We start from the raw sequence: 13,687 nt of genomic DNA on the forward strand, positions 1-13,687 counted from the left end.
TTATGGAATATCTAAAACCTCAATTCCATGATTTTTTAAATGAAGAAGGAGAAGTATGTATTGCGGGTTCTACTTTTTACAGAGATGTAATCCTTAGGGATTTGGATACGGATGGTTATCAAGAAGCCTTTAACGGATGGTTACAACAAAGGCACGAGGAAAACCTAACTAATGCCGAAGAAATTTTATCTCGGTATGATAACAATGGTAGATTCAGAAAACTTCAGGAAATTTTTCGACGTAGTGCAATTATACCTTTTGTCGGGGCAGGTTTGTCTATTCCGAGTGGTTATACCAGTTGGACAGCTTTTTTGTATCGAGTTCTTAATGAAACGCGTATACCGCCAGCGGAATTCGATGAATTGATTAAGAGCGGATATTACGAGGAAGCGGCACAAATTTTATCTGATAATCTTCCCAGTGGTTCTTTTCTTGAACAGATTGAAAACGAATTCGGTACAAAGAGAGAGATTGTAGGGCCAGTTCAACGCTTGCCCTACCTATTTAAAAATGCCGTAATTACCACCAACTTTGATTCAGTTGTTTCTAAATGCTATTATTATGCGAATCTTAATTTTGATAAAGAACTACTCGGTGCAGATGCAAAGGATTTATCACGTGAATTAGGCGAAAACAAGCGAGTTCTTGTCAAACTTCATGGTGAGGCAGATTCATCACGCAACCGAGTTTTCACTAAATCTGAATACGATCATCATTATTCTAATCAATCTATCTTGGAGGACGTAATTGAAGTAATTAGCAGTAAAACATTACTATTTCTTGGCTGTAGTTTATCCATTGATAGAACAATTCAGGCACTAACAAATATTGTACAACGCAAAGGTAGCGAAAATGTTCCAAGGCACTATGCTTTCCTTCAACTTCAAGATGAAGAGGAGCGCTTAGCACGACGAGATTTATTAAACGCGGCCAATATCTATCCAATTTGGTATACTGATGATCACAATAAGTGTATCGAAGCATTATTAGAAAAATTAGCAGAGGGGGTTAGTTAAAATGAACGAAGAAAATCTAGAACGCCTCTGCCTAGATTGGTTCAAAGAGAACGACTGGGACATATTATATGGTCCAGACATTGCTCATGATGGAAACAACCCTATGCGTGAAGACTATAACCAGGTACTGTTAGAATCAGACTTGGAGGCTGCCTTTTTTCGCATAAACAAGCATCTGCCATCAGACTGTTATGAGCAAGTGTTAATAAAACTTAAGAATCCAACAAGTCTGGATTTAGTTTTAAATAATCGGATTTTTCATCGATGGTTATTAGAAGGAATTCCTGTTGAATTCAAGCGAGATGACGAGTTAGTACATGATCATGCATTTCTGTTAGATTTTGATCGCATTTCGCAAAACCGATTTGTTGTGGTGAATCAGTTCACTATTATTGGAACTAAAAAACCGCGCCGCCCCGATGTGGTGTGTTTTATTAACGGCATACCATTAGCGTTACTGGAGTTGAAAAGTCCAAGTGATGAGAATGTTGATATTTGGGATGCATTTAATCAATTGCAAACCTACAAAGGGGAAATGCCCGATCTCTTTATTTATAATGAGGCCATGGTTGTAAGCGATGGCTATACAGCACGGGTTGGGTCCATAACGGCGAATAAAGAGCGCTTTCAGACATGGCGTACGATTAAACACGAGGATGATAAACCGGTACTTGAATGGCAGTTGGAAACAATGGTTCGCGGTTTCTTTGATCGCGAGTTATTTCTGGATTATATTCGTTTCTTTGTTTTATTTGAAACAGATGGAGAAAAGTTTGTTAAAAAGATTGCGGGTTACCACCAGTTTCATGCTGTGCGTGAAGCTGTATGTGCAACCGTGATTGCCGCTAAAAAGCCTCAAGGAGCGGTAATTGCAGAAACAAGAGCAACCTATGGAAAACAAGTTATTCCAGGTAGCAAAAAGGCTGGTGTTATCTGGCATACTCAAGGGTCGGGAAAGAGTATTTCAATGTGTTGTTACACAGGAAAACTTTTACAGCAACCAGAGATGAATAACCCGACAATAGTTGTAGTAACAGACCGAAACGATCTTGATAGCCAGCTTTTCGCAACTTTTTGTAACGCACAGGATCTCTTGAAACAAGTGCCCTTGCAAGCTAACAGTCGTGACGAATTACGCCGATTATTAGTCGAACGTGAGTCTGGAGGCATTATTTTTACTACAGTTCAGAAGTTTGCATTAATTGATGAAGAAACTGAGCATCCCTTATTAAGTGGCCGCCATAATATTGTTGTGATTTCCGATGAAGCTCACCGTAGTCAGTATGGGTTAAAGGCTGTTCTAAATGCAAATGGAGATTACAAGTTTGGTTATGCAAAACATATGCGTGATGCATTGAGAAATGCTTCTTTCATCGGTTTTACAGGCACCCCTATTTCCCAAGAAGACAAGGATACACGTGCGGTTTTTGGTGACTATGTGTCTATCTACGATATTCAAGATGCGGTAGAGGATGGGGCAACTGTACCGATTTATTATGAATCCCGTCTGGCTAAACTAGATCTAAATCATACTGAGATTAATGAACTATCGCAACGGGTTGAAGAGGTAGTCGAAGATGAGGAAGATCTTGCTGCGCGTGAAAAAACAAAGGGAGAGTGGAGTCGTCTTGAGAAGTTAGTGGGTGCTGCACCAAGGCTGAAACAAGTCGCTGCAGATCTAGTGACTCATTTTGAAACCCGTTCCAAAGCTATTGAAGGTAAAGCTATGATTGTTGGGATGAGCCGAGATATTTGTGTTCATTTATATAACGAAATCGTTGCTCTTAGGCCGGAGTGGCATAGCACTGACCCGGAGAAGGGCACTATTAAGATCGTAATGACAGGATCAGCTTCAGATAAAGCCTTGTTACAGCCCCATATTTACAATAAACAGACGAAAAAACGCTTGGAGAAGCGGTTTAAAGACTCCAGTGACATGCTTAAACTCGTAATTGTACGTGACATGTGGTTGACCGGTTTTGATGCTCCAAGCTGCCATACAATGTATATAGATAAACCGATGAAAGGCCATAACCTTATGCAGGCTATTGCCAGAGTAAATCGTGTATTTAAGAACAAGCCGGGCGGTCTTGTAGTTGACTACATTGGAATTGCAAATGAATTGAAACAAGCTTTAAAAATATATACGGACTCCAAGGGTAAAGGCGAGCCAACCATGCGTGCGGAAGAAGCCTACTCTGTATTTGTGGAAAAAATGGATGCCATCCGAGGAATGTTTGCGAAAACGCCTCAAAACAATGGCATTGACCTTGATAAGTTTGCCGTAGAAGCTCACAATCTTTTAGTGCCTGCGGCAAACTATGTACTAGGACTTAAAGATGGTAAACAGCGGTTTCTCGATCTGGTATTATCCGCGACAAAAGCTTTTTCACTTTGCAGTACTCTTGATGAAACAAAGGAATTTCATAAAGAAATCGCTTTTTATTCAGCAATTAAAGCTGCCATTAGTAAATTTACCTCGGTTGATAAAAAAAGAACCTTAGAGGATAAAAATTCTGCACTTAAACAGATTCTTGATAATGCTATTGTGGCCGAAGGAGTTGCAGATGTTTTTGCTCTTAGTGGTCTTGAAAAGCCGAATATCGGCCTTCTTTCCGATGAATTTCTTGAGGATATTCGCCAGATGCCGCATCGCAACTTGGCAGTTGAATTGTTAGAGAAACTGCTTAAAGATAATATAAAATCTAAAACTCGAAACAATGTTGTACAGGAAAAAAAATACGTAGATCGCTTGTTGGCAACATTGCGCAAGTACAATAACCGTGCGATTGAAACGGCACAAGTGATTGAAGAACTGATTCAAATGGCAAAGGATTTCCAGTCTGAAATGACAAGGGAAGCTGATTTAGGGTTAAAACCGGATGAGGTTGCTTTTTATGATGCACTGGCAAACAACGAAAGTGCAGTACGAACGCTTGGTGATGAGACACTAAAGAAGATCGCAATTGAAATAACGGAAAAGCTCCGTCAGTCCACTACCGTCGATTGGCAGATTCGTGAAAGTGTACGTGCAAAATTGAAGATTCTAGTACGCCGGACGTTACAAAAGTATAAGTATCCACCCGATAAAGCCCCCGAAGCTATTGAACTGGTAATGAAACAAGCTGAAGTTCTAAGCAACGAATGGAGCAAATAGTGGTTTCTATTAACGTCACAATATGACAGGCAAAGTGGTGTTACAGCCAGGTGATAGTCTTATAGAGTAGATTCATAAAAATTAGGTAACATTCATCGAATAAGAAAAAATACTTGAGGCTATTGCCTGAAGCGAATTAAAATAAGTAAAAAAATGTATTATCGCTCGTCAGCAATAATGTCATTATTAATGGGTTAAAATTGGGGAATCTTCTATTGCGGCTCTCTACGGGGAGCCTTATTGATTTTACAATGGAATTGGAATCAAGCGGATGGGAAGTGCTATCCATTTTCTGCTAAAAAGCGAACGGTTCGCTATGTTTCTCGTCCTTCTTGCGCTAATAAAATAAATAGGTATCCTATAAAAAGGCGTTTTGCTTTTTCATTTAGATCGGGATGAATAAGACAGGGCAATTCAATATATGCAACCCTGTACTTCATGACTGATGTTGTCCTTACTGGTAGTAACGTTTAACCAGATAATGTAGCGAATCAGTAGGTAGTTCATGCTGGAATTTACCTGACATATGGAAAGCCTTTGCAGTTATTCAGTCGAAGTTCCACTAAAACCTCGATCTCGCCTCCTTTCCCTTCGAACTATAAGCCCTTTACATAGAGTTGAATTTTTGTATATTCTGTCATATAATTTTATCAATTTGAAAACGTATGGAGTCAAGAGTAGCAAGGATTTAATGGCATTTTGACGCTAATTTTGATGTGCGGCATATGCGCTCATGTGCCGAGGTCAAAAAAACAGCAGTTATATTCAACTGGCAGGATCGTAAATGATCTTGATGGGCATTAGCCCCTGTTTGCAGGGCGAAAACATGCAAAAGTCCCATTTTTTCATGAAACTTGCTTCTAAATAGGAGTTTTGCTAATGACTATCTGGATTTAGATAACTACATGGTTTTTCGTGATTATTTAGGTATTTAATTGTGTAGAGTATGTAATGGTACTGAATTACAGAGGTGCTTCTCTTAATGATAAAACTAGTTCTTGGAAAAGAATTTGGAGTGTCCTCGAATACGAACATTCATTTTTTGAAGCTGTCGAAACTTGTAAGCAGAAGCCATGAGATGGATAGTAGATTTGTTAATTGGTTGATGTCCATTGACAGCGCATTATAAGGCTAATGAAAGGGAGTAGTGATTGGTAAAGCACACCGGACTTGAAAGAAGAGTTGTTGGAGTTTTTAAGCCAGGACAAAGAAGTGCGGATGTTGTACAAGGCACAGAAAAAGGTGCTTCTCTTGGTGAGATGAGGAAATAATGTCAGTGGGATGGGAACTGCAAGGCTGTGAGGAGGCCTGTCCGATAGGACGGGCCTCTTTATATAATGCTATTTCTGAAGTATTTAGAATTACTCACTTATTCTAATGACAGCTGTTTAAGGAGCAATTTTATCTGCAAGCTCAGTTAAATATTTCTCTCCTGGCTTCATTAACTTATATTTCAATTTTCCACCTACTTTTTCTGTATCCACTTTTGGTTTCGATCTGCTTAGTGCTGTTCTAAACTTAACTTCATTTGCAGGTATATTAAATTTATTTTTCAATATGGCGACGATTTCCTCTGGAGATAGACTCGAGCTTCCTCCCTCAGTTGAATATATTTTTAAAATTAACAACGCTTGATCTTCGGTTCTATCTAAACTATGAATATCAATGTATTTTGACAAATTTAAATCGTCCACAGATATTTTTAATACCTCTAGCTCAGGACTTTCTTTTATTTTTTTTGAGGCTGCTTTTCTAGAGGGAGCATTTTTTTCCGCCCCTTTATAGCTTTCAATAAAAGCATTACCACTTCTGGTTATTTCATAGGCTAGCATGCCGTCTTTCTTATCACTTACTCCCATAAGTAAACCTTTTTTTACATTACTAGTAAAACATAAAGATATATTACTAGGGGATGGTTGCTTTGCTTGACGACAAAATTCAGAAATATCTTTTGAAGAGAAACTTGTAACATTTTCGTGCTTTTCCAAATAGTATCCGATCCCTAATACTAAATCAGTATCGCTTCTGAAATTTCTCTCAGTAATAAATTCACCAATACTAATAGGCTTCTCTTTCTGCTGAGATGGGAATGTATCTACTTGTTGTTCGCCCTTTCCTTCGAGTTTCTCGATAGGCTCAATATTTTATTTGTTTTTGCATTATCAATAATGTCATTTAATAGTTTGAAATCACCATTTGCATTTTGGATTTGATCCTCTATTTTTAAATTCTGATAAGAATGAATCAGAAGAATTTCTAGCAGTCTCCTCATTAATACTGCGCAACCATCAAAAATATTTTCCTCATACGCGGCATTAATTTGCTTTGCTAAAAGTTCGATGTACCCTCTTGTAGTAAGATATAAACTTTCGGGTAAAATTTCGTTATAATCTGATATTACTTCTTGACCAGGTTCCTTTAATAAGGGGAATTGTTCATCATATTTGGCTTTCTCACGAATATGTAATAAAAAGGTGCCCTTTTGTGGTCCTTTTACAAACTGGGGGGACTTTCTTAGGTTATCTCTTAGTCGACTTAAGTTGGGTTTATGAAGATTTATCTCCTCAAACCATTCAGATAAATCTTGAATAGAAAAATATTTCATATCATTAGTTACAAAATGATAATAAAAAAGCAATGCAACTTTTTCGACTTCAGTTTTTGATATAAGTTCGCTAACCTGAATAAATCTGTTTATGTTCATTAATCTCGACCTCGATTAGTGTTAAAAGTTTTGGACATTCTAGTTTTGTCTTAATTTTATTATTGAAGACTATTCCTGCTTCTAAAAAATTCGACACAACTTCATCCATTCCTCCTATATTGTTCCTTTTTTGAACTGGCAAAATAGGAAAATAGTTGTAAGTTAAAAGTAGGAATATAGAATTAGATGTCGAATATTGGATGATACGAAATTCTAAGGAGAGATTAATTAAAATGGATAATTTTCCAGAACTCCTACAATCACTGTCTAAGAGAGTGATCAAACTAAGAGAGAGCATATTAACTGAGGAAGCAACTAAGACCTCTGTAGTAATGCCTTTTTTTCAACTTTTAGGATATGATGTGTTTAATCCAGAGGAATTCCTACCTGAATACATAGCAGATGTTGGCATTAAAAAGGGAGAGAAGGTTGATTACGCTATTTTGGAGGATGGTAAGCCAATAATTTTAATAGAGGCAAAATCCATTCAGGAGCAATTAACCAAACATGATTCCCAATTATTTAGATATTTCGGAACTACAGATGCAAAATTTGCTATTTTAACTAATGGAATTGTTTATAAATTTTATACTGACTTAGAGCAACAGAACAAAATGGATACGGCTCCATTTTTCGAGTTTAATCTTTTTGATCTTCGAGAAAATCAAGTAGCAGAGCTATATAAATTTAGAAAAGAAAATTTTAGTGTTCAGAGTATCCTAAACACGGCTTCTGAGTTAAAGTATACGAAAGAAATAAAGCAGTATCTAACTCAGCAATGGGAAAATCCATCCGAAGAGTTTATGGTTATGATACTCAATAATGTGTATGCTGGGAAGAAAACAAAACAGGTTATCGAGCGTTTTCATGGGCTTGTAAAGGATTCGCTAAAACAATATGTTAATGACCTACTAAACGATAGATTAAAAGCAGCATTTGCAAACACGAATGCTGAGATACCTGCTATTCCTGAAAGTACCAAAGAAGTAGCTGCTACCGTAGATCAAGACAAAAATAGCCCTGAGATTGAAACTACTCAAGAGGAAATTGAAGGATATGTAATTGTAAAATACCTGGTCAAAGGAATTATTAATGCTGATAGGGTCGGATATAGAGATAATTTGAGTTATTTTAATATTTTAATCGATAATTCAATTAGGAAATGGATATGCAGACTCGGCTTTAACGGAAATACCAAATGGCTGCAATTTAATGATGATGAAAAAACAACAGTGAATATTGAATCAGTAAATGATATTGATAAATATCAGGCGAAGATCTTAGAAGTGACTAAAAAGTTTATTTAGAATTAAAAGCAATCTCTTAAAGTTGCTTTAAAATAAGAATTCGTAGGGTCTATCCCTTAGCTTTTAATGGCTAAGGGACAGTCCCTTTATTATTAATAGTAGGTTATTTTCATTTGATTTTTGATAAGCGGTAGTTTCAACGCGAAAATTTTTTTTGTCCTTTGTCCAAACTGAAATTTGTTAAGTAGGTGATATATATTACTCTTCCAACAGAGCTTTTATCCATATTTTCTAACAAACAAAAATCCTACAAAATGGTGCTAATCCTAGCACTGTTAACTGAGATGCAAGCAAGTGGGTCGAGACTTGTATCCCTATTTAATTTAAAACAAAGATTCCTTTCACTACTACAAGAAAGAGAGTCGAACGGTTTAGTGGTCGATCACCCACCTGAGAAAGCCGGAACTAGCTGGAGTAGTATGACTGTAACCAACGTTAACTCTGTTATTTCTACCCCTATAGCAGCACTTTCCGCTATTCTTGACCAAGATGGCGATTCAATTGGCTTCAAGGAAGAGTTATTCGAATCGTGGTCCAATGAGGTACAAAGTGAACTATATGAGTACGCCCAATCGGAGCTAGGGAAATACTATAACCAGCAATATAGCGATAGTTTCTCCCTAAAAGAAGCCCTATCTGATATTCTTTCCACCTACTTAGCCGCAAAGCGAGAAACTTTTGCAGGTCACAGACTTGGCAATCTAGTACGCCAAGAGATCCCCTCAGCGATAAGGAAAGTCCCATTTATTCACTCAGAATTAAAGATTCAAGGATCTGTTGGGCAAGGCAACTGGGCTACTATCCCATGGATATCGATTATGGATAAGCGCATCACAGAGACTACGCGCCAAGGCGAGTATCTTGTGTACCTTTTCGCAGAAGATATGCGGTCTGTTTACCTTACGTTCATGCAAGGTGTTACGATTCCAGTTGCTGAGAAAGGTAAGCCGGCAGCCTATCAATATTTCAAACAGAAAGTAAATGAAATTAGAAACATGCTTCCCTTGGAAGGCATGATCAAAGATGATGCCATTTATCTAACGTCTGGCGGTCTAGGCCAAGACTATCAGGTGTCCACTATAGCTTACTATCGCTACGAATTGGACCAATTGAAAGATGATGAGCAGCTAATCGCAGACTTAAACAATGCTGTCACCAACTACAACGAATACGTTCGTAGAGTCATCAATCCGACGGAAGAACCTGAACAGTCAATCAGCTTTAACTATACGATCAGTCATTTGTATGCTGGTCAAGGCATTTTGAAATACCTTCACGACCACGGACCAACCCCGATTTCGTTAGACACTTTAACAGCCAATCAAGCTACTGTTCTTCTTTCTGGAGATGATGTAAAACATCCCAAAGAGAGAATCAAGCATCTGGGACGAGCTTTGCGAGATCTAGGTTTACTTTCTATAAATGAGAACCAGTTCTCATTAACTGATCTAGGTCATGAATACGCAAACCATTTTAACGAAAATAAATGGACCCTCAGTGAAGCACAAATAAAACTGATTCGAGGCAATTTAACCAACGCTGATCTCCAAGCCCCTCTTATTAAAAGCATCAATAGAGCTATTCAAATCTGCAAGGAACTAAATTCCTTTACCCTAGACCAATTCTCCCCGAAATTTAACGAAGCTCTTGGTACACTGGAGACTTGGGGAGAAGTCACCCAAAAACAACGTTCTATTTTCATGCTTAACTGGTTAGAGATCTTAAAGTTTGTTTCTAAATCAAGCCAGCAGTACACGTATATGGAGTGGGAGGAGACACCTCTGGTGGATTCACTAACGGTAATTGAGCGAGTAGCCACAATCAAGAATTTCATTGCTAACAAAGGCTTCATGTATCCTGACCATTGGATCGAGAACTTCTTCCTATCCCTAAAAACAAAGCCATTCGTCATCCTTGCAGGGGTGTCAGGCACTGGTAAAACGAAGCTAGTGAAGCTGTTCGCTGAGGCTCTAGGAGCAACGGCGAGTAATGGCCAATTCTCATTAGTTCCTGTTAGACCAGATTGGAGCGATCCTTCGGATCTGTTGGGGTACAAGGACTTATCGGGGGCTTTTCGTCCTGGGAAGTTAACGGAGATATTAGTTGAGGCTTCAAAGCCGGGTAACCAACATAAACCATATTTTATCTGCTTGGATGAGATGAATTTGGCTAGGGTTGAGCACTATTTTAGTGATCTGTTGAGCGTGCTTGAGACACAGGAGTGGCATAACCAAAGGATTGTAACAACGCCACTTATACATAAAGACTCTTTACAAAATGAGTCAGATAAACAGATGTACGGCAATCTCTATTTGCCAGACAATGTGTACATCGTAGGAACGGTAAATATGGATGAGACTACGCATCCTTTTAGCAATAAGGTATTAGACCGTGCGAACACAATCGAGTTCAATTATATTGAGCTTGGTCAGTATCCTTCGTTGGAAGACCTCTCAAATCGTACGGATGCTCCCGTGCCTCCTAACTCATTAATACGGAGCGAGTATTTGCAGCTTGTAGATGTGTATAGGGACTATAAGCAGCTAACGGAAGATACGACGGAGTTATTGGTTAAAATTAATGGGATTCTAGAGCAGATTCATTCACATGTTGGGTTTCGGATTCGGGATGCGGTATGTTTCTATATGATCTATAACGAACGATTCGGCTTGCTAAGTAAGGAGGCTGCGTTTGATATGCAGTTGCTTCAGAAGATTTTGCCTCGTATACAAGGTAGTAATGCTTCTGTAAAAAATGCTTTGCTGCAATTAATGCAAGTGGCTCAGGATCGCACCCTACCTCTTTCGGAATACAGAGAAGATGCTTCTAAGCTTTATCTTTCGATGGAATCATTGGCAGCGTCTAAATATCCACATAGTGCACGGAAAATTGCCTTCATGCTACGGAGGTTAGAAGAAGATGGATTTACCTCTTACTGGATCTCTTAATCAAAGTAGGGAATTGCTGCGGATTGAGACGAATCTGTTTAATCTCTATATTCAGGGCAAGCCGTTCCATCCTACTGTTGAGACTTTAAATCTCCATCGGAATGTGGATCAGGAGTGGGTGGATGCACATTTTCATGCTGCTCCACTTGCGGATACGCTAACAATTGAGACGATTGCTGTTTTCTCCCATGAGGATGGGGCTGTAAGGAGTTGGAGCTCGGGGGATGTGTGTACGCCAACTTTTTATGAGACGCAGGCCTATGAGCTGGTGATAGAAAAGAAGGCAGATATTTCTTTATCCTTTTTCCATGATAATGTTCATTTGAGGCAGGCTGTTAAACCGCTAGGGAAGATGATTTTGTCGGGAATTCTTAATTTTCAAAATGAAGTCGGTCAGTCCGAACTTGAGCTTCGTTTGAATGGGGAAGCTATTTTTCGTCTTCAGCTCGAGATTTTTCCGGCCAAAATCGATTATAAGAACGACTATCAAATGATTCTTAACGATGTTAATGCACAGATATATAATCTATCCTTCGATTTTCTGCGCAAAACATTTAACATGACCGGTTTGAAAGAGACGAATCATCAGAGTTTGACGGAGTATTTTACAATCCTTCAGCATATATTTACGCAGCTTGTTCAGGCTGTTGAACGTATTAAACTCTCACCACATTCCAAGCTTCAAAGTGAGAATCGACTGGTAGATGCTGCACGTGTCAAAAGAGCTGGCAAAGAGAACATCAGCTTTCTAGCAAAACGTCCTCAACTATTAGTTAAAGATTCGCTAAACGGTGTTATTTCGGTTAGTGGAGAGCGGTATACACCGACTCATCTGCTAGAGAGCAGGCGTCACGTTAATTATGATACGGCTGAGAATCGTTTTGTTAAATGGGTGCTTGTACGTATTGGGCAAAAGCTTAAGGACATTAAAACACGTTTGGCACAGAAAAGCCGCGTCGAAGATCCAGAACTTACGAAGAAATTGAATCTGATGTTGAGTCATGTGCAGCGGTTGTTGCAGCATGATTTTTTAAATGTAGGTGAGATGAGACAACTGTCGATATCTTTGGTCTTGCAGATGGCATCAGGCTACCGAGAGGTGTATCGGTATTATTTAATGCTATTAAAAGGTTTGTCGATCCAGAATGATCTATTCCGACTATCGATGAAAGATTTGGCTCAACTCTATGAATATTGGTGTTTCTTGAAGATTCACCATCTTTTAAGCAAAAAATATGAACTACTGAAACAAGATATTATTAAACTCAATCGGAGTGGGCTATTCGTCACACTGGATAAGTCGCAGCAGGCTAAGATGGTTTATAAGAATCCTGCGAATGGTGAGATTTTCACGCTATTTTATAATGCGCTGCCTAAGGGAGATAGGAGTCCAACCCTTTCTCAGCGGCCAGATAATGTCCTGACTTTGAAGAAAAACGACGCCGCGGCGGAGTATAAGTATATTTTTGATGCGAAGTACCGGATTAATCCGGCGTATGAGGGGACGCCTTATTTTGAGCGATACCGGATGCCGGGACCAGAAGAAGACGATATTAACACGATGCATCGTTATCGAGATGCAATTGTGTATTCGGAGGGGCAAGGCCGAGAGTACGAGCGGAGCATGTTTGGGGCTTATGTGTTGTTTCCCTATCATGATGAGGAGCGGTTCCAGCAGCATAAGTTCTATAAAAGTGTTGAGCTTATCAACATTGGGGCTTTTCCATTTTTACCAAATTCAACGAGCTTGATGGAGAAGTTCTTGGACGAGATTATTATGGATAGCCCCGAGAAAGCTTATGAACGGACGACTAGGCCGAGAGGTACGAAGGAGTATTACAAGGATAAGATGTCTGGTAAGAATGTTCTGGTTGGTGCATTGAGTAAAAAGCCTCAACTGGAGGCTGCTTTAGAGCATGGATTTTATCATACGCCTTTGCGTAATATAACGGATCATAAGGTATTGACTCGCATAGAGTACGTGGCGTTGTACCAGTCTATTCGTTTGTTCGGCACAGAGGAAGCAGGTATTTCCTGGTATGGAAGGGTGAAGGATTGGAAGGTTGTTCCACGCTCTGCCATAACAGCAATCCCATCAAGTCGTGGTGCGACGGATGAGCTTTATGTTGTATTTGAAGTGGACAAGTGGGTCCAAAGAGAGACTGCTATTGTTCCCGCGGGGCATGGGATATATCGGATACTCTATACGACGGATTATATACTTAATAGGGCTAAGGAAGTGTCTGAGTTACGTTTGGAAACAGAAGAAGAGCTTAGGGATTGGCGTGAGAAGCGGCGTGCTGGTAAGGTGCGCGTGAGGCTGGATCGGGAACATGTGGATCAGGGGAGTTCGGTTGTGGGGATTGAGGTGGAGTAGAGTAGGAAGGGGGAGTAAGAGGATAGGGATAGAGGGGGGCCATGTTTATTTTGTGGATACTCAATAAGTGAATATTTCAAGAGTAGAATGAATGGAGTAGAAGGTTTTTTCTGATTTACAATTATCATTTAAGCTACCTTTGGTAGCAGAAAAGCAGTTGAAATATGAGCCTTGATAC

General features: G+C 39.2%; 7 protein-coding genes. 5 read left to right on the forward strand and 2 right to left on the reverse strand.

Translation table 11 applies throughout. The features are described from left to right. Positions 1-2: 2 nt before the first annotated feature. Both ACSQ8P_RS03515 and ACSQ8P_RS03520 read left to right on the forward strand, forming a co-directional pair. Entirely contained in the window at positions 3-1,016 is a 1,014-nt protein-coding gene (locus ACSQ8P_RS03515; RefSeq protein WP_436233922.1) for an SIR2 family protein, read from the forward strand. Between the two features lies 1 nt (position 1,017). Next, positions 1,018-4,173: a type I restriction endonuclease subunit R gene (locus ACSQ8P_RS03520; protein ID WP_436233923.1), complete on the forward strand. Its 3,156-nt coding sequence runs from the start codon at positions 1,018-1,020 to the stop codon at positions 4,171-4,173. 1,388 nt (positions 4,174-5,561) lie between these two features. On the opposite strand, the gene ACSQ8P_RS03525 is transcribed toward ACSQ8P_RS03520, so the two are convergent. Next, on the reverse strand, positions 5,562-6,161 hold the full coding sequence (locus ACSQ8P_RS03525; protein WP_436233924.1) for a hypothetical protein: 600 nt from the start codon (positions 6,159-6,161) through the stop codon (positions 5,562-5,564). Positions 6,162-6,268: 107 nt separating this feature from the next. Continuing rightward, positions 6,269-6,877 carry a hypothetical protein gene (locus tag ACSQ8P_RS03530; protein ID WP_436233925.1) on the reverse strand — a complete coding sequence of 203 codons (609 nt, stop codon included), beginning with the start codon at positions 6,875-6,877 and terminating at the stop codon, positions 6,269-6,271. A 233-nt stretch (positions 6,878-7,110) separates the two neighbouring features. Here ACSQ8P_RS03530 and ACSQ8P_RS03535 point away from each other — a divergent pair, with 233 nt between their 5' ends. From ACSQ8P_RS03535 to ACSQ8P_RS03545, 3 genes are all read left to right on the forward strand, one after another. Beyond that, positions 7,111-8,184, forward strand: a complete 1,074-nt coding sequence (locus tag ACSQ8P_RS03535; RefSeq protein WP_436233926.1) for a type I restriction endonuclease — start codon at positions 7,111-7,113, stop codon at positions 8,182-8,184. Between the two features lie 419 nt (positions 8,185-8,603). Continuing rightward, entirely contained in the window at positions 8,604-11,132 is a 2,529-nt protein-coding gene (locus ACSQ8P_RS03540) for an MrcB family domain-containing protein (RefSeq protein WP_436233927.1), read from the forward strand. Then, positions 11,104-13,509, forward strand: coding sequence for a DUF2357 domain-containing protein (locus ACSQ8P_RS03545; RefSeq protein ID WP_436233928.1), 2,406 nt, complete (start codon positions 11,104-11,106; stop codon positions 13,507-13,509). Before ACSQ8P_RS03540 ends, ACSQ8P_RS03545 begins: the two co-directional genes overlap by 29 nt. Positions 13,510-13,687: the final 178 nt, after the last annotated feature.

The sequence above is a fragment of the Paenibacillus sp. LjRoot153 genome (assembly GCF_964253085.1).
Taxonomy (GTDB): domain Bacteria; phylum Bacillota; class Bacilli; order Paenibacillales; family NBRC-103111; genus Paenibacillus_E.